This window comes from Brucella sp. IR073, assembly GCF_049065735.1.
GTDB lineage: Bacteria > Pseudomonadota > Alphaproteobacteria > Rhizobiales > Rhizobiaceae > Paramesorhizobium.
Genome location: NZ_JBAKHD010000003.1, coordinates 215,986 through 232,773 on the forward strand (window position 1 = coordinate 215,986; position 16,788 = coordinate 232,773).

The window sequence follows — 16,788 nt, forward strand, 5'->3', positions numbered from 1 at the left end:
GATTGCGCCCATGAGCGGCCCGACTATGGTTGCCCTTCCTTTATCAGCACGAGATTCATATGGCAGAAGATATCCGTCGCCTCGCCCCGCTCATCGCAGCCGAGATCAACGCGCGCCCCGATCAGGCCGCCGCAGCGATTACGCTCCTCGACGAGGGGGCGACCGTTCCCTTCGTCGCCCGCTACCGCAAGGAGGCGACGGGCGGCCTTGACGATACGCAGCTGCGCCTGCTTTCCGAGCGCCTCGCCTACTTAAGGGAGCTGGAAGCCCGGCGCGTCACCATCCTCGAATCCATCCGCTCGCAGGGCAAGCTGACGCCGGAACTGGAAGGCAAGATCGCTGCCGTTATCACCAAGGCGGAGCTGGAAGACATCTACCTGCCCTATAAGCCGAAGCGCCGCACCCGCGCCGAAATCGCGCGCGAGCGCGGGCTGGGGCCGCTCGCCGAAGCCATCCTCAACGACCGCAAGCTCGTGCCCGCCGAAATCGCGCAATCCTACATCACCGACGATGTGCCCGACGTGAAGACGGCGCTGGAAGGCGCGCGCGACATCATCGCCGAGGGCATGGCCGAGAATGCCGATCTCCTTGGCCGCCTGCGCAACCATATGAAGGACCGCGCCGTCCTGCGCTCTCGTGTCGTGGACGGCAAGCAGGAGGCGGGTGCGAAATTCTCCGATTATTTCGACCACGCCGAACGCTGGGCCACCGTCGCCGGCCACCGCGCCCTCGCCATGCTGCGCGGACGCAACGAGGACATTCTCTCGCTTGAAATCGAGGTGGATGCCGACGACACCTCGCCAGTGAAGCCCGTGGAGCGGATGATCGCCGCCGCCTATTCCATCGGCGCGACCCTGCCCGGCGACCGCTGGCTGATGGAAGTGGCGGGCTGGACCTGGCGCGTGAAGCTGTCGCTGCATCTCTCGCTCGACCTGATGCGCGAGCTTCGCGAACGGGCGGAGGAAGAGGCGATCCACGTCTTCGCCCGTAATCTGAAAGACCTGCTCCTCGCCGCCCCCGCCGGCGGACGCGCCACCATGGGCCTCGATCCCGGCATCCGCACCGGCGTCAAGGTCGCCGTGGTCGATGGCACGGGCAAGCTGCTGGCCACCTCGACGGTCTATCCCTTCCCGCCGAAGAACGATCTGCGCGGCGCGCAGGCCGAGCTTGCCAGCCTCATTCGCAAGCACAAGGTCGAACTCATCGCCATCGGCAATGGCACGGCGAGCCGCGAGACGGAGCGCGTCGTCGCCGATATGCTAGCGGATATGCCTGCACCCAAGCCGCTGAAAGTCATCGTCTCGGAGGCCGGCGCATCCGTCTATTCTGCCTCACAGACCGCGGCAAACGAATTCCCAGATCTCGATGTTTCCTTACGGGGCGCAGTGTCCATCGCCCGCCGTTTGCAGGACCCGCTGGCCGAACTCGTCAAGATCGAGCCGAAATCTATCGGCGTCGGGCAGTACCAGCATGATGTCGACCAGTCCCGCCTCGCCCGCGCGCTCGATGCTGTCGTGGAGGATGCGGTGAACGCAGTCGGCGTTGACTTGAACACCGCTTCCGCCTCGCTGCTCGCCCGCGTCTCGGGTCTGGGCGCGTCGCTGGCGGAAGCCATCATCGCCCACCGCAACGAGACCGGCCCGTTCAAGAGCCGCAAGGAACTTCTGAAAGTCCCGCGCCTCGGCAACCGCACCTTCGAGCAATGCGCCGGCTTCCTGCGCATTCCCAATGGCACGGAGCCGCTCGACGCCTCATCGGTTCACCCGGAAGCCTATGGCGTGGCGAAGAAGATCGTCGCCGCCTGCGGTCGCGACCTGCGCTCGCTGATGGGCGACAGCGCGGCCCTGAAAGCGCTCGACCCGCGGGTGTTCGTCGATGAGCGCTTCGGCCTGCCCACCATCAAGGACATCATCGCGGAGCTCGAAAAGCCGGGACGTGACCCGCGCCCCGAATTCAAGACTGCGACCTTTGCCGATGGCGTCGATGACATCAAGGATATGAAGCCCGGAATGCTGCTCGAAGGCACTGTCACCAACGTCGCCGCCTTCGGCGCTTTCGTCGATATCGGCGTCCATCAGGACGGCCTCGTCCACGTCTCGCAGCTCGCCGACAAATTCGTGAAGGACCCGCACGAGGTGGTGAAGGCCGGCGACGTGGTGAAAGTCCGCGTACTGGAAGTGGACGTCCCGCGTAAGCGCATCAGCCTCACCATGCGCAAGGACACTGAGGCCCCGGCCCCCCGCGGCAATGACCGCGGCGCGCACCAGCCCAAGGGCGGCAAGAACTTCATGCAAAAGCCGCAGGAGAAACCGGCGATGGGCGGGTTTGGCGCTGCGCTGGCAGAGGCGATGAAGAGGAAGTGAGTTTTATATCTTGAAACGTCGGTAGGACACAGAGGGGCGACGTAGAACGCCAGCTTCTCCATTTGGACCGAATGCTACGTCAACCCCTCCAACAACGCCTCCTCCATCCTCGCCTCCCCAAACCAGTTCAACCGGTTCACGCAAACATACCCCCGGTCGATCAGATCATTCTCATCTCCCGGCCTCGTCGCATGCGCGCGTCCGCGTGGGACGATCAGCACCGTCTTGCCCTCTTCCTCCGAGACCACCTGCGCCGTCGTGCCGATCTTGTCGCGCCCGATGTGGGGCTGGGCGACCGGCGCGGGCAATGTGGCGGGCAAATTCACGCTGAGCCAATGCCCCTCGAGCGCCCAAACCTCGCGCTCTTCCCAAAGCCTGCGAATGAACCGGGCAAGAAATCCCGCATCCTCCGGCTTTACATCCGGGTTCTTCACTCTCGAGAACCCGACAGCCGGAATGCCCCAGAACGTCGCCTCGCGGGCGATTCCGAGTGTGCCGGAATAGGCGATGTCCTCCGCCACATTGCGCCCATCATTGACGCCGGCGAGAACCAAATCAGGCTTCGGCCCCTCGGCAAAGAGCCACGTCATCGCCGCTACCACGCAATCCGCCGGTGTGCCGGAGCAGGCATAGCGGTTTTCCCCGTGATGCTGCATGGTCAGCGGCCTGCCGATAGTGATCGAAGCACCCGCCGCCGTGCGCTTGCCGTCAGGCGCGGCGACCCATACCTCGTCCGACAATTGCCGCGCCACCTCTTCGAGCAGCGCCAGCCCCGGCGCATCGATGCCGTCATCGTTGCAGACAAGAATGCGCATATCGTCTCTTTCTCTTCTAACCCGGAATCACCCAGCCGCCCCGGATGGCGAGCCGCGCTTCCGCCCCTTCCTCCAGCCTCGCCGGATCGGGCAGGTCGAAATGCAGGTCTATATCCGGCCTCTCCAGTGGAAAAGCCTCGATGCGCGAACCGCCGCCGCGATAGATCGCGCGCTTGACGCGGATGGCGATGCCGCCAGCCTCGACGATGTCAAGATCCGCCGCGCGGACGCACACTTTCGCCGCCTCGTGCGGCGTCTCGTCCGCCCGGCAACGCAGCACCGCCTCCTGCCCAAGTATCCGCGCCCGGCAGCCCCAATCCTGCGCCTCCGTCAGAACATCGGCGGGCAGGACCATGCCTTGCGCGATAAAAGCGGCAACCATTTCGTTTGCCGGTTCCTCATAGAGCGTCCGCGGCGTGGCGAACTGCATGAGCCTGCCATGGTCGAGCACGGCGATCCGGTCGGCGAGCGCCATCGCCTCCGCCTGGTCATGGGTGATGTAGACGATGGTGGTTCCGGTGCGCTTGTGGAAGGCGGCGAACTCGTCCTCCATCGCCGCGCGCAAATGCACGTCGAGATTGGCAAGCGGCTCATCGAACAGCACCAGCGACGGCGCGGCGACGAGGCACCGGGCCAGCGCCACGCGCTGCCTTTGCCCGCCCGAAAGATTGGCCGGGCGGCGGTCGCCGAAGCCAGTGAGATTGACGAGCGCCAGCGCCTCCGCAACCCGCCGCTCCCGCACCGCCCTGTCCACCTTCGCCACCCGCAAGCTGTAGCCGACATTCTCCGCGACCGTCATATGCGGCCACAGCGCATAATTCTGGAAGACGATGCCCACCTTGCGTTTCTCGGGCGGCATGTTGACGCCACGGCCCGCCATCACCTTGCCGCCGATGACGATCTCGCCTTCGTCCGGCTGTTCGAAGCCCGCCACCATGCGTAGCAGCGTGGTCTTACCGCAGCCCGAAGGGCCGAGCACCGCGACGAACTCGCCATCCGCGACGTCGAGCGAAACATCTCGCAAGGCGGTGAAATCGTTGAAGCGCTTGGTGATGCCGCCGATCTTCAATCCCGCCATGGCAGAACTCCGCTGGGAAGATGCCGCGCGAACAGATTGGTCGCCAGCATCAGGATAAAGGTAATGGCGACGACCAGCACCGAGACCGCCGCCGCATAGGAAGAATCCCCGCCCTGCTCGAAAGAGAAGATCACCACGCCGATGGTTTCCGACCCCGAGGCCCAGAGCAGCGCCGAAACGGTGAGTTCCGAAAACGCCGTCATGAAGATGAGCACACCGCCCGCAAGCGTTGCAGGCGCAACGAGGGGAAAGATAATGGTGCACATTCGCCGCATCAGCCCCGCGCCTGCCACTTGCGCCGCCTCCTCCAGCGCCCGGTCGATCTGGTGCAGCCCGCTGACGGTGGGCCTGAGCGCCAGCACCAGGAAACGCGCGAGATAGGCGTAGAGAATGATCCAGACGGTGTTGTAGATATGCAGCCCGATCACCGGCACCGGCTTCAGAAACATGAGCAGCGCGGCGATGGCAAGCACCACGCCCGGCAGCGCGTAGGGCAGTTCCGCCGCAAGATTGAGCAGCTTCGTCCACCAGCGCTCCCGCCAGGTAACGAGATAGCCGAGCGGCACGGCAAGCACCACCGCGAAGAGCGCTGCGGTGAGCGACAGGCCGATGCTGTTGGCAAAGGCACGGGCCGCCGCCCCATGCTCGAAAAGCACGAAACGGAAATTGGCTGATGTCGCGGTCTTGAAGCTGAGCGGCACGCCATAGGCCGGCACGAGAGCGGTCAACAGCAGGCCCAGAAGCGGCAGCACCAGCACGAAAAGAATGAGCAGCGCCAGCCCTGCTTCAACTGCGATCCGCCAGCGCCGAAGCGCGAAGGGCTGCGCCGGCAGCGAGGTGGAAACGATGCGGTAATCGCGGCGGCGGGCCGCATAGTCCTGCGCGACGATACCGGCCATGGCGATGATGCCGATCAGCATGGAGAGCACCGCCACTTCCGACAGCACGGAAGGGCCGGCCCCGGCAAGCCGCTGATAGATCAGCGTCGGCAGGACGAGATAATTCGCGGGGATGCCGAGAAAGGCGGGAATGCCGAAATTGCCGACGCAGGAGACGAAGGCGAGCGCCGTCGCCCCGATGATCGAGGGCGTCATCAGCGGCAGGATGATTGTGCGAAGCACCGTCCATTTGCCCGCGCCGCTGCTCAAACCCGCCTCGACCAACTCGCGCGGCAATTTGCGCAGTCCCGCGCGCACGATCAGAAACACCAGCGGCGCATATTGCACGCCGAGCAGCAGGATGATGCCACCGGTGGAATAGAGCGGGTTGCGGCTGCCGAGCGGCGGCGCAAGCCCGACGATTTTCAAAAGTGGGCTCGCCGGGCCGAACAATTGCAGCCACGCCAGCGCCGTCACTTGCGGCGCGATGAGCAGCGGCGCGACGAAGAGCAGAATGAACGTCCCGCGAAAACGGATGTCGGTGAGGCTGACGACAAGCGCCACCGCCGTTCCCAGCACGACCGCCAGCGCCGTGCCGCCAATGCCCACCTGCAAGGAATGCCAGGTCGCGGTCCATGTGGCGGAACTCGAAAGCGTCGATTGCAGCGCGGTCGTCGAGAGGCTGCCCTGCGGCGCGATGATCTCCAGCGCAAGGCGCAACATCGGCAAAAGCGAGAGCAACGCAACGAAGAGCGCAACGATCGCGATCAGGACTGTCTCGTTGCGTTGGCGGTTCCGTATGGATTTCATTGAAACGTTGCCAGGTTCCCTCCTCCCCTTGCGGGGAAGGTGCCCGCGTTAGCGGGCGGATGGGGGTGGTGAAGGTTGCACTCTAGATCCAATCGTAGCGCGCTGCCTTTACCACCCCCACCCGGCCCTTCGGGCCACCCTCCCCGCAAGCGGGAGGGAAAGAGGCGGCACCCTACCCCCCAAACATCTCCGAAAACCGCTTCTTGTCCGCCTCGGTCTGTCCAAGCACCTTCTGCACATCGATCGGCATGATCTTCACATTCACGCCCTCGGGCAGCCAGGCGGGGCGGCCGACGGAGGCCTTGGCGGGGAGATAGCCCTGCTCCAGCGCCAGTTTCTGCCCCTCGTCGGAGAGGATGAAATCGACGAACTTCTCCGCACCGGCCATATTCTTCGCCGTCGCCATGATAGCCACCGGCTCGGTCACGGCGGGGACGCCCTCGGACGGGAACACGAACTCGACCGGCGAACCCTTGGCCTTGGCGTTGAGCGCCATGAAATCGACGAGGATGCCATAGGGCTTCTCGCCGCTCGCGACCGATTTCAGCACCGCGCCATTGCCGCGCACGCTGACGAGCTCATTCGCCTTCAGCTTTTCGAAATAGTTCCAGCCAAGCTCGGGATTGAGCACGAAGCCCGAAAGCAGATAGGCCGCCGCGCCGGAATAAAGCGGGCTCGGCATCACGATCTGGCCCTTATATTCCGGCTTCGCGAGGTCGGCCCAATGCTGCGGCTTCTCCTTGGCGGCGGAATTATAGGCGATGCCCGTCGTGATCAGCTTCGAGCCGAAATAGGTCTTGTCCGGATCGTAGGCGTCGGCGGGAAAGCCGGTCACATCGGCCTTCTCATAGGCGCGCAGGCGCTTGTCCTTCTTCAACGCCTCCATCGACACTGCGTCGGCGATGAGCAGCACGTCCGGCTGCGGCGCGCCCGCCGCGAACTCGGCGGCAAGCTTGCTCAGGATGTCGCTGGTGCCGGAGCGGTAGATCTGAACCTCGGTGCCGGGATTGGCCTTGCGGAACGCCTCGACAGTTTTCGCCGCATCGGCTTCCGGCTGCGACGTATAGAGCGTCAGTGTATCGGCCTGGGCGAAGCCAAGCGATGCGGCAAGAATCAGGGAACCGGCGAACATCCCCTTGAGAGTGGTCTTCATGTTCATTTGTCACCTCTGAAGCACATATGATCGGAAGACCGCTTAAGCGCAATGCGCTTCAGATATATGACAGTTCAGCTCAACATCTCCGCTGACGCATCGTCAGAACAAATGCGCGATTTGTGAACCGGCCTCGTAATAGGCCTCTCGCAACGCGCGGAAACTCTGTTCCTGCGGGTCGGTGACCGGCAATGGCAAATCAGCTTCGTGAAGCTCCCCGCTGATGTGCCGCGCCAGCACCTGCCCGAACACCGTTCCGGGCGCGATGCCGCGTCCGTTATAGCCGCTGAAACCGATGACGTTGCGCGCGAGGCGGTGGAATTTCGGCAGCGAATCGGCTGTCATGCCGATCTTGCCGTACCACTCCGCCTCAAATTCCACCTCGCCGATCTGCGGGAAGAGGCGCTTCAACGCCCGCTTCGCCCAGGCGCGATGCACCGCCGTGCCGGTGCCACGCAACGCGCCGACACTCCCCACCACCAGCCGGCCCTCGGTATCGAAGCGGAAGGAGGACAGCACCTCCTTGGTATCCCACGCCCCCTGCCGCTCCGGCAGGATGGTCGCGCGGACATTTCCAGACAACGGCCGGGTGGCGAAATTGAAGTAGGGCAGATGCACGAGCTCCGCCCGCACCTGCGGCCAAGGCGCCTTGGTGTAGGCGTTGCTGGCGACGACGATCCAGTCCGCCGTCACCGCGCCCTCAGGCGTCGCCAAGCGCCAGCGCATGCCTTGCTCGTCGACGGAAATGACCGGACTGCCTGTGAAAACCTTGGCACCCGCTGCGATGGCCGCCCGCGCGAGCCCTCGCACATAAGCGAGCGGCTGGATCGTCCCGGCGCGCAAATCAAGCAGCGAGGCCGCATAGGCGCTGGAGCCGACCTTTCGCGCGGTTTCTTCCGCATCCAGCAGCCGCACCGGCGCGCCGCGTCTTGCCCATTGCTCGGCCCGCTGTTCCAGTTCCTTCAACCCCGCTGCCCCGACACCGCAATGAAGCGTACCGGCGCGTACGGCCTCGCATGCGATGCCGTGTTTCGCGATGAGCTCGAAGACGAGATCGGGCGCATTACCCAAGAGCTGGAGCAGCCGCCCGCCATACTCCGCACCCAGCACGCCGGGCAAATCATCCGGCATCACCCACATCCCCGCATTGACGAGACCGACATTGCGCCCCGAGCCGCCGAAGCCGATTTCGACCGCTTCCAGAACGGCAACTTTCGCGCCTCGCTCCGCCAGATGCAGCCCCGCCGAAAGCCCTGTGAACCCGCCGCCGACGATAACCACATCCGCCGCAAGCTCACCTTTCAGGGCTTCCGTACGCGGCGCGGCGGGCGCTGTCTTTTCCCAGAGACCGTGAGAGCGGGGATCGTCGAACATCGGGCTTTTCGCTTTCAGTAATGCAGGGTACACTCAATGTCTTACCGGTATGGCGCGCGGGAAGAAACGCTATTTGCGAAAGAGATCATGCCTGACTGGAATGAACCAGCGCGCTGTAGTCGCTCTTCCCCACCTGCCCCGATATCCAGTCGCAGAAGGTCTGCGTCAGCGGGTTTTCGTGCTTTCCCTCGGGCACGACGAGATAATAATCATTTTCCGTCCTGAGCGGCTGGTCGAAGACGATCACGAGGCGTTTCTCGCGCAATTCCTGCTCGATGAGATAAAGCGGTAGCAGGGCGAAGCCCAGCCCTGCCAGCGCCGCCTCGATCACCATGGAGAACTGGTCGAAGCGATGGCCGCGATAGGCCGACCGCGCCTCGACGCCGCAACTCTCGAACCATTGCGCCCAGATCTTGGGCCGGGTGGCGAGATGCAACAGCGGCTCGCTCTCCAGCGCTTGCGGCCCCTCGACCGGATGGCGCGCGAGCAAACGCGGGCTCGCCACCGGGGCGATCACCTCGCTGCACAGATAGCGGCAGGTGGCGTGCGCCCAAACCGGCTGGCCATAGTGGATGGCAAGATCGAAGGGCTGCTCCTCGAAATCGAACGGTGCCGAGCGCGAGGCGACATTGAGCGCCACGCCCGGATGTGCGCCGACGAAATCCGGCAGGCGCGGCATCAGCCAGCGGCTGCCGAAGGTCGGCAGGGTGGCGATGGAGAGCGAGGAGGTAGATTCCGCCGCAGCCATGGCGCGTAGCATCGTGTCCTCAGTCTGGGTGAGCAGCCGCCGCACTTCAGGCAGGAATTTGCGTCCGGCATCAGAGAGCAATATGCGCTGGCGCACCCGCTCGAACAGGAGCACGCCCAATTGCGCTTCGAGATCCTTGATCTGGCGGCTTACCGCGCTCTGCGTCAGGTTCAGCTCATGCGCGGCCTGCGTGAAGCTGCCATGCCGCGCCGCGCATTCGAAGGCCTGCAGGGTGGCAATGTCTGGAATGAGCCTGCGGCTAAGTTTCATTCCCGCCTCGCATCAACATAGTCGCATCCATCGCCATCGCGCCTCAAAAAGTCCGGATATGATCTGCTTTCTGCATAACGTAACATGCATAATGCGAGGCGTTCGACGATGAAAGAAGAGAGTTTCGTTTCGGCAGACGATATCCGCTCGGCCTTCTCCGCGGCCATGTCGGCCATGTACCGCAAGGAAGTGCCCGCCTATGGCACGCTGCTCGATCTGGTGGCCGAGGTCAACAAGGCGACGCTCGACGCCGAGCCGCATCTGCGCGAGCGGCTGGAACTGACGGATTCGCTCGACCGCATTTCCGAGGAGCGCCACGGCGCCATCCGTCTTGGCACGGCGGAAGAGCTCAGCCTTATGCGCCGTGTCTTCGCCGTCATGGGCATGTTCCCCGTCGGCTATTATGACTTGAGTTCCGCCGGCGTCCCCGTGCATTCCACCGCCTTCCGCCCCATTGGCGACGCGGCGCTGAAGCGCAATCCATTCCGCGTCTTTACCTCGCTCCTGCGGCTGGATCTCATCGCCGACGAAACCTTGCGCAGCGAGGCCGGGCGCATCCTCGCCCAGCGCCGCATCTTCACGCCCCGCGCGGTGGAGCTGGTGGAGAAGGCCGAGGCTGAGGGCGGGCTTGGCCGCGAGGACGCCGCCGAATTCGTCGCTGAAGTGCTCGAAACCTTCCGCTGGCATGACAAGGCCAATGTCAGCGCCGAGCTTTATCGCCGCCTGCACGACGCCCACCGCCTCATTGCCGATGTGGTGTCCTTCAAGGGGCCGCACATCAACCATCTGACCCCGCGCACGCTCGACATCGACGCCGTGCAGCGGCTGATGCCGGAGCGCGGCATTGCACCGAAAGCGGTTGTCGAGGGGCCTCCGACACGCGCCTGCCCGATCCTGCTGCGCCAGACCTCGTTCAAGGCGCTGGAGGAACAGGTCTCCTTCATCAGCGAGGACGGCACGTGGAAGCCAGGCTCGCACACCGCCCGCTTCGGCGAGATCGAGCAGCGCGGGATCGCACTGACACCGAAGGGCCGCGCGCTCTACGACCAATTGCTGGATGAAACCCGCGTTCGCGTCCGTCCCGCGCCCGACGGCTCCAACGCCGCGGAATACGAAAAAGCGCTTGCCGAAGTCTTCCGCGCCTTCCCCGACGATTGGGCGGAAATCCGCAAGCAAGGCCTTGGCTACTTCGCCTATTCCCTCGCTCCCGGTGCGGCAAAGAAAGCGCTGCCCGAGACGGACGATCTTGAAGCCCTCATCGCGGCGGGCGTGGTCTGCTTCGATCCGATCACCTATGAGGACTTCCTCCCCGTCAGCGCCGCCGGTATATTCCAGTCCAATCTCGGTGACGATGAGGCCCAGGAATTCATCGAAAGCCCCAACCAGAAGCGGTTTGAAAGCGATCTGGGCGCAAGCGTCCTCAACGAATTCGACCACTACGCCCGCATCGAACGCGACTCGGTTGAGGCGGCGCTGCAGGCGATGAGGGCGGTTGAGGCGGCGGAGTAAGTAGGACAGTAGAGCACATATTTTGAAGAGTGCGCTGGATACCCCCCTCTGCCCTGCCGGGCATCTCCCCCTCAAGGGGGGAGATTACGCCTTCATCAACGCTCGGCACCAATCGCAGACGTTGCAGAGTGGAAGCGGAGCGTCGTGTCAGCCAATCTCCCCCCTTGAGGGGGAGATGCCCGGCAGGGCAGAGGGGGGTGTTACAGCTCAAACATCCGAACCAGAATCGAACAACAAGAGGCAAACCCCATGGACACCCCCACCACCAAAACCGACGTGAAGCGTGAGACGGCGGCGCTTCTCGATAAGCTCGGCGTAAACCCCGCGGCCTATACCGGCGGAACCCTCGCCTCCTTCACGCCCGTCACCGGCGAGCAGATCGCCAGCGTCAAAACCCATTCTGCAGCTGACGCGCAGGAGATCATCGACAAGGCCGATGAAGCCTTCCGTCAGTGGCGTCTCGTCCCCGCGCCGAAGCGCGGCGAATTGGTGCGCCTGTTCGGCGAGGAACTGCGCCAGTTCAAGAGCGAGCTCGGCCGGCTCGTTTCCATCGAGGCGGGCAAGATCCCGTCCGAGGGGCTGGGCGAAGTGCAGGAGATGATCGACATCTGCGATTTCGCGGTCGGCCTGTCGCGCCAGCTTTACGGCCTCACCATCGCCACCGAGCGCCCCGGCCATCGCATGATGGAAACCTGGCACCCGCTCGGCGTCGTCGGCGTCATTTCGGCCTTCAATTTCCCCGTCGCAGTCTGGTCGTGGAACGCCGCGCTGGCGCTCGTCTGCGGTGACGCGGTGGTGTGGAAGCCCTCGGAAAAGACGCCGTTGACGGCGCTTGCCTGCGATGCGCTCTTCGCCCGCGCAATGAAGCGTTTCGGCGACGCGCCGGAAGGCCTGTCGCAGCTTCTCATCGGCGACCGTGCCATCGGCGAGGTGCTGGTGGATCATCCCAAGGTGCCGCTCGTCTCCGCCACCGGCTCCACCCGCATGGGCCGCGAGGTCGGGCCGCGCCTGGCCAAGCGCTTCGCCCGCTCGATCCTGGAGCTCGGCGGTAACAATGCCGGCATCGTCTGCCCCTCCGCCGATCTCGACATGGCCTTGCGCGCCATCGCCTTCGGCGCCATGGGCACAGCGGGCCAGCGCTGCACCACGCTGCGCCGTCTCTTCGTGCATGAGAGCGTCTATGACGCGCTGGTCCCGCGCCTGAAGAAGGCCTATGCCAGCGTCTCGGTCGGAAGCCCGCTCGAAACCTCCGCGCTCGTCGGCCCGCTGATCGACAAGGCGGCCTTCGACAATATGCAAAAGGCGTTGAAGGAAGCGGCTCACGATGGCGGCAACATCACCGGCGGCGAGCGCGTCGATACCGGCTATGCCGATGCCTACTATGTGAAGCCCGCACTGGTGGAGATGCCGAAGCAAGTTGGCCCCGTGCTGGAAGAAACCTTCGCGCCGATCCTCTACGTCATGAAATACAGCGATTTTGACGAGGCGCTGCGCGAGCACAATGCGGTCGGCGCGGGCCTCTCCTCCTCGATCTTCACGCTGAACCTGCGCGAAGCCGAGCGCTTCCTTGGGCCCGACGGCTCGGACTGCGGCATCGCCAATGTCAATATTGGCACCTCGGGCGCGGAAATCGGCGGCGCGTTCGGCGGCGAGAAGGAGACGGGCGGCGGCCGCGAATCCGGTTCCGACGCCTGGAAAGCCTATATGCGCCGTGCCACCAACACGGTGAATTACTCCACCGCCCTGCCGCTGGCGCAAGGCGTGTCGTTCGACATCGAGTAGTCGAAGCCATCTCTCACCCGGCCTGTCATGCGGCCGGGTGGGACTGAACTGATACAACTGGGCCTATGGAAAAATGGTGCCCCTGGCCGGGATCGAACCAGCACTCCTTGCGGAACTCGATTTTGAGTCGAGCGCGTCTACCAATTCCGCCACAGGGGCCCGCACGCGAATAGCGTCGGATGCGCCGGACTATAATTAGAAGTGCCTTCCCGTCAACAGGAGATCGCAATAAGCGGCATGAATAGTTTCGCGGGCGGCGATTGCCTGACGCGGCGTTAAGCTCTAGACAAGCAAGACGAACCCGAACTTCAGGACCGCCGATGCTGCGCAGGCTTTACGACTGGACCCTCTCGCTCGCTGCCAGAAAATCCGCCGAATGGTGGCTCGCCTTCATCGCCTTTGTCGAAAGCTCGGTCTTCCTTGTGCCGGCGGATGTGCTGTTCCTGCCCATGGCGCTGGCGAAGCCGGAACGCGCCTATCGTTATGCGCTGGTCGCCACCGTCGCCTCCGTCCTCGGCGGCATTGCCGGCTGGTATCTGGGCTACCACGCTTATGAGACGGTCGCAAAGCCGGTGCTCGAAATGTATGGCAAGCTCGACACGTTCGAGCAATTGCGCGGCACCACCAGCGCCGATGCCATCCTCCTGATGCTGATTACCTCCGGCTTCGCCCATTTGCCGCCGATCAAGGTGGTGACGATCCTCTCCGGAGCGGCGGGCATCAATATCTGGCTCTTCATCGTCTCCGCCATTGTCGCGCGCGGCGCGCGCTTCTTTTTCCTCGCCTGGCTGCTGCGGCGCTATGGCGAGCCGATCCGCGAATTCATCGAGAAGCGTCTGGGCCTCATCGCCGGCGCAGTATCGGTTGCCTTGATCCTGCTGTTTGTCGCGATCAAGTATTTACACTAGGGAATGCCGCCATGTCCTCGCTTCTCGCCCCCGCCGGACGCATCCAAACCCTCGCCGCCGCCTTCCTGGCAGTCGCCATGGCCGCCACTGTCGGCGGCGCGCTCGGCTTCGAGCATTGGGGCGGCTACATGCCCTGCAAGCTCTGCCTGGAGGAGCGCACGCCCTATTATATCGGCGCGCCGCTGATGCTCGTCGCAGCGCTCTCGGGCAGCCTGAAATGGCCCGGCTGGCTCACGCGCGGCCTTCTCCTCATCGGCGCATTGCTGATGAGCTACGGCCTCGCGCTCGCGGTTTATCATTCGGGCGTCGAGTGGAAGTTCTGGCCGGGACCCACCGATTGCTCGGCGGCGTCGATGTCGATTACCACCAATGCCGGGAACCTGCTGAGCGATATAAACTCCGTCCACCCCCCCGCCTGCGACCAGGCAGCAGGACGGTTCCTGGGGCTTTCCTTTGCCGGTTGGAATGCAGTGGCGAGCCTGATTTTGCTGGCGGTTGGGTTTTATGCGGCATTCGCGCGGAGTGGTGAGAGGGCGTAGGAAGATATGTGGAGCCTTGGCGGGACAGTGCCCCCCTCTGCCCTGCCGGGCATCTCCCCCTCAAGGGGGGAGATTGGCCTTCATTGATGACGGCGCTTATCCCTGCCACGTCGGCGATTGGCGAAAGCGGTCCTGACAGCCAATCTCCCCCCTTGAGGGGGAGATGCCCGGCAGGGCAGAGGGGGGTGCGAAACTTGGCACCAAACTCTACGGCTCCAGCTCCACATCCCAGTACAGATAATCCAGCCAGCTCTCATGCAGGAAATTCGGCGGGAACAGCCGGCCATTATTGTGCAGATCGTGCACGGTCGGCGCGAAGGGCGTCTGGCGCGGCCACATCTTGGCCTCCGCCGGCATCATGCCGCCCTTGCGTAAGTTACAGGGCGAGCAGGCGGCCACGACATTTTCCCATGTCGTCTCGCCGCCATGCCGGCGCGGGATGACGTGATCGAAGGTCAGGTCGTCATGCGAGCCGCAATATTGGCATTCGAAGCGGTCGCGCAGGAAAACGTTGAATCGCGTGAAAGCCGGATTGCGCGTCGGGCGCACATAGGTTTTAAGGCACACCACGCTCGGCACGCGCATGGCAAAGGACGGCGACGATACCTCGTGATCGTATTCGGCCACGATGTTCACGCGGTCAAGGAAGACCGCCTTGATCGCGTCCTGCCAGGACCAGAGCGACAAGGGATAATAGCTCAGCGGACGATAATCCGCATTTAATACCAGGGCAGGCAACGCCCCGGGCGAGACGGCTACCGTCACGGAATCACCCTCCTTTGGAGCGAAGTCCGGGAAAAGTGCGAAGCGGTTTTCCGGAACTTGCGTAAAAGAATCCAACCAGCCGACGCTAATAATGTAAGCCTGAGGTGACACTAATGTGAAGCATAAATCGAGAACGAGGCCCTCAGGCCTATCAAATCCTCGTTTGACTAGAGGAGAGGCGCGGCCTCGCGCCCGCGAATGACCGCGTAATAAGCCCAGAACAGCCGCGCCGCCACGCCGCGCCAGGGCGACCAGATCTCGGCAAGGCCACGCAGGGTTTTGACATCAGGACGCACCTCATGGCCGAAGGCATGGCCCACCGCCGCCTGCAACGCCACATCGCCCGCCGGAAACACATCCGGGTGCCCCGCCGAAAAGAGCAAATAAACCTCCGCCGTCCACGGGCCAATGCCCTTGATAGCGGTCATTGCCGTAATCGCCTCGTCAGCCGGATGGTCGCAAAGGCCGAGGAGATCGAGCTTTCCCTCCAGCACCGCCTGCGAAACATGAACGAGCGCCACCTGCTTGGGACGCGACAACCCGGCAAGGCGCCAGGCCTCCTCGCCCTGCCGCAGATAATTCTCGGGCGTCAGCGGATCGACATGCATCTTCAGCCTCGCCCATATCGCCGCCGCGCTCGCCGTGGAAACCTGCTGCGCGACGATGATCGAGGCGAGGCTCTCGAACCCCGGTTCGGAACGGCGCAGCGGTATGCCCTGAACCACAGCGCGGATGCGGGCCAGCCTTTCGTCCGCAGCCACCAGCGCCCGAACGCCCTCTTCGATATCGTCAAGCGTATCGATGCGCCGCATTTGTCTTTCCTTTTGCGCTTCCGTTCGTTTTAAATCGGGGCGAACCCTATCGCGAATTCGTCACGATGAAACCCGTTTTCCGCTTCGCCCCCAGCCCCAACGGCCTGCTGCACCTCGGCCACGCCTATTCCGCCCTGCTCAACGCGCGCATTGCGGAGGCAAGCGGCGGACGCTTTCTGCTGCGCATAGAGGATATCGACCGGGCGCGCTGCACACCCGAGCTGGAGCATCAGTTGGCGAGCGATCTCCGCTGGCTGGGGCTTTCATGGGAAGAGCCGGTGCGCCGCCAGTCGGAGCATCTCGAGGATTACCGGCAAGCGCTCGATACGCTCATCGAGGGCGGGCTGGTCTATCCCGCCTTCATGAGCCGGGGTGAGGTTCGCGCCCGCATCGAGGAATGGACGCGCGACGGGCGCGAATGGCCGCGTGATCCTGATGGCGCGCCGCACTACCCCACCGACGAGCGCACCATGCCGGAAGCCGAGCGCCGCCGCCGCATCGCCGCTGGCGAGCCCTTTGCCTGGCGGCTCGACATGGATAAGGCCATGGCGCGCTATGGCCGGGATCTCTCCCGGGATGAAACCGGCGCGGGCCCCGAAGGCGATACGGGCCGCATCCCCGCGCATCCCGCCCGTTGGGGCGATGTCATCATCGCGCGCAAGGAAACGCCGACCAGCTATCACCTCTCCGTGGTGGTGGATGATGCGTTGCAGGGCGTCACCCATGTGGTGCGCGGCCGCGACCTGTTCCACGCCACCGCGGTGCATCGCCTTTTGCAGGAAATCCTCGGCCTACCCGTGCCGCTCTACCACCATCACGATTTGATCCTGGGCGACGATGGGCGCAAGCTCTCCAAGAGCCGGGGCGACACGGCGCTGGCCAGTCTGCGCGAGGCGGGGATGCAGCCGGAAGACATAAGGCGGATGGTAGGGCTATAATGCCAAGCGATTTTTGCCCTATCATTGAAAATGATGTTCATCTTTG

At 64.0% G+C, this 16,788-nt stretch carries 14 protein-coding genes and 1 tRNA gene; 6 read left to right on the plus strand and 9 right to left on the minus strand.

Going from position 1 to position 16,788, the window contains the following annotated elements:
* The first annotated feature begins 59 nt into the window (after window positions 1-59).
* The gene (locus tag ACOWVG_RS07775) at window positions 60-2,363 is read left to right on the plus strand and encodes a Tex family protein (protein ID WP_420961215.1); all 2,304 of its coding nucleotides are present in this window, start codon (window positions 60-62) and stop codon (window positions 2,361-2,363) included.
* 74 nt (window positions 2,364-2,437) lie between these two features.
* On the opposite strand, the gene surE is transcribed toward ACOWVG_RS07775, so the two are convergent.
* The 6 genes from surE to ACOWVG_RS07805 form a co-directional block, all read right to left on the minus strand.
* Window positions 2,438-3,178, minus strand: a complete 741-nt coding sequence (gene surE / locus ACOWVG_RS07780) for a 5'/3'-nucleotidase SurE (protein ID WP_420961217.1) — start codon at window positions 3,176-3,178, stop codon at window positions 2,438-2,440.
* Window positions 3,179-3,194: 16 nt separating this feature from the next.
* Window positions 3,195-4,256, minus strand: a complete 1,062-nt coding sequence (locus ACOWVG_RS07785; protein WP_420961219.1) for an ABC transporter ATP-binding protein — start codon at window positions 4,254-4,256, stop codon at window positions 3,195-3,197.
* On the minus strand, window positions 4,244-5,944 hold the full coding sequence (locus ACOWVG_RS07790; protein WP_420961221.1) for an ABC transporter permease: 1,701 nt from the start codon (window positions 5,942-5,944) through the stop codon (window positions 4,244-4,246). The genes ACOWVG_RS07785 and ACOWVG_RS07790 overlap by 13 nt, the downstream gene beginning before the upstream one ends.
* A gap of 172 nt (window positions 5,945-6,116) precedes the next feature.
* Complete coding sequence (locus ACOWVG_RS07795) at window positions 6,117-7,097, minus strand: ABC transporter substrate-binding protein (RefSeq protein ID WP_420961223.1); 981 nt, start codon at window positions 7,095-7,097, stop codon at window positions 6,117-6,119.
* 102 nt (window positions 7,098-7,199) lie between these two features.
* Window positions 7,200-8,471, minus strand: a complete 1,272-nt coding sequence (locus ACOWVG_RS07800) for an NAD(P)/FAD-dependent oxidoreductase (RefSeq protein WP_420961225.1) — start codon at window positions 8,469-8,471, stop codon at window positions 7,200-7,202.
* Between the two features lie 85 nt (window positions 8,472-8,556).
* Window positions 8,557-9,489 carry a LysR family transcriptional regulator gene (locus tag ACOWVG_RS07805; RefSeq protein ID WP_420961226.1) on the minus strand — a complete coding sequence of 311 codons (933 nt, stop codon included), beginning with the start codon at window positions 9,487-9,489 and terminating at the stop codon, window positions 8,557-8,559.
* Window positions 9,490-9,597: 108 nt separating this feature from the next.
* Here ACOWVG_RS07805 and ACOWVG_RS07810 point away from each other — a divergent pair, with 108 nt between their 5' ends.
* Together ACOWVG_RS07810 and ACOWVG_RS07815 are read left to right on the plus strand one after the other, a co-directional pair.
* Window positions 9,598-10,998 carry a VOC family protein gene (locus ACOWVG_RS07810; protein ID WP_420961227.1) on the plus strand — a complete coding sequence of 467 codons (1,401 nt, stop codon included), beginning with the start codon at window positions 9,598-9,600 and terminating at the stop codon, window positions 10,996-10,998.
* A 249-nt stretch (window positions 10,999-11,247) separates the two neighbouring features.
* Window positions 11,248-12,780, plus strand: a complete 1,533-nt coding sequence (locus tag ACOWVG_RS07815) for an aldehyde dehydrogenase family protein (RefSeq protein WP_420961229.1) — start codon at window positions 11,248-11,250, stop codon at window positions 12,778-12,780.
* Between the two features lie 74 nt (window positions 12,781-12,854).
* Here ACOWVG_RS07815 and ACOWVG_RS07820 read toward each other — a convergent pair.
* A tRNA-Leu gene (locus ACOWVG_RS07820) sits at window positions 12,855-12,939 on the minus strand.
* 161 nt (window positions 12,940-13,100) lie between these two features.
* On the opposite strand from ACOWVG_RS07820, the gene ACOWVG_RS07825 reads away from it, so the two are divergent.
* Together ACOWVG_RS07825 and ACOWVG_RS07830 are read left to right on the plus strand one after the other, a co-directional pair.
* On the plus strand, window positions 13,101-13,688 hold the full coding sequence (locus tag ACOWVG_RS07825) for a YqaA family protein (RefSeq protein ID WP_420961231.1): 588 nt from the start codon (window positions 13,101-13,103) through the stop codon (window positions 13,686-13,688).
* Window positions 13,689-13,699: 11 nt separating this feature from the next.
* The gene (locus tag ACOWVG_RS07830) at window positions 13,700-14,227 is read left to right on the plus strand and encodes a disulfide bond formation protein B (protein ID WP_420961232.1); all 528 of its coding nucleotides are present in this window, start codon (window positions 13,700-13,702) and stop codon (window positions 14,225-14,227) included.
* Between the two features lie 207 nt (window positions 14,228-14,434).
* Here the strand turns inward: ACOWVG_RS07830 and ACOWVG_RS07835 are convergent, their stop codons facing one another.
* Both ACOWVG_RS07835 and ACOWVG_RS07840 read right to left on the minus strand, forming a co-directional pair.
* Window positions 14,435-14,992 (minus strand): HNH endonuclease, encoded by a 558-nt coding sequence (locus tag ACOWVG_RS07835; protein WP_420961234.1) that lies wholly within the window; start codon window positions 14,990-14,992, stop codon window positions 14,435-14,437.
* 167 nt (window positions 14,993-15,159) lie between these two features.
* The gene (locus ACOWVG_RS07840) at window positions 15,160-15,804 is read right to left on the minus strand and encodes a DNA-3-methyladenine glycosylase family protein (protein WP_420961236.1); all 645 of its coding nucleotides are present in this window, start codon (window positions 15,802-15,804) and stop codon (window positions 15,160-15,162) included.
* 65 nt (window positions 15,805-15,869) lie between these two features.
* On the opposite strand from ACOWVG_RS07840, the gene gluQRS reads away from it, so the two are divergent.
* Window positions 15,870-16,742, plus strand: coding sequence for a tRNA glutamyl-Q(34) synthetase GluQRS (gene gluQRS / locus ACOWVG_RS07845; RefSeq protein WP_420961238.1), 873 nt, complete (start codon window positions 15,870-15,872; stop codon window positions 16,740-16,742).
* The last annotated feature ends 46 nt before the right edge of the window (window positions 16,743-16,788 follow it).

Coding starts and splice junctions, on each gene's coding strand:
- ACOWVG_RS07810 (WP_420961227.1), top strand. CDS start 9,598: ATGAAAGAAGAGAGTTTCGTTTCGGCAGACGATATCCGCTCGGCCTTC.
- gluQRS (WP_420961238.1), top strand. CDS start 15,870: ATGAAACCCGTTTTCCGCTTCGCCCCCAGCCCCAACGGCCTGCTGCAC.
- ACOWVG_RS07790 (WP_420961221.1), bottom strand. CDS start 5,944: ATGAAATCCATACGGAACCGCCAACGCAACGAGACAGTCCTGATCGCG.
- ACOWVG_RS07795 (WP_420961223.1), bottom strand. CDS start 7,097: ATGAAGACCACTCTCAAGGGGATGTTCGCCGGTTCCCTGATTCTTGCC.
- ACOWVG_RS07805 (WP_420961226.1), bottom strand. CDS start 9,489: ATGAAACTTAGCCGCAGGCTCATTCCAGACATTGCCACCCTGCAGGCC.
- ACOWVG_RS07825 (WP_420961231.1), top strand. CDS start 13,101: ATGCTGCGCAGGCTTTACGACTGGACCCTCTCGCTCGCTGCCAGAAAA.
- ACOWVG_RS07830 (WP_420961232.1), top strand. CDS start 13,700: ATGTCCTCGCTTCTCGCCCCCGCCGGACGCATCCAAACCCTCGCCGCC.
- ACOWVG_RS07785 (WP_420961219.1), bottom strand. CDS start 4,256: ATGGCGGGATTGAAGATCGGCGGCATCACCAAGCGCTTCAACGATTTC.
- ACOWVG_RS07775 (WP_420961215.1), top strand. CDS start 60: ATGGCAGAAGATATCCGTCGCCTCGCCCCGCTCATCGCAGCCGAGATC.
- ACOWVG_RS07840 (WP_420961236.1), bottom strand. CDS start 15,804: ATGCGGCGCATCGATACGCTTGACGATATCGAAGAGGGCGTTCGGGCG.
- ACOWVG_RS07815 (WP_420961229.1), top strand. CDS start 11,248: ATGGACACCCCCACCACCAAAACCGACGTGAAGCGTGAGACGGCGGCG.
- ACOWVG_RS07800 (WP_420961225.1), bottom strand. CDS start 8,471: ATGTTCGACGATCCCCGCTCTCACGGTCTCTGGGAAAAGACAGCGCCC.
- surE (WP_420961217.1), bottom strand. CDS start 3,178: ATGCGCATTCTTGTCTGCAACGATGACGGCATCGATGCGCCGGGGCTG.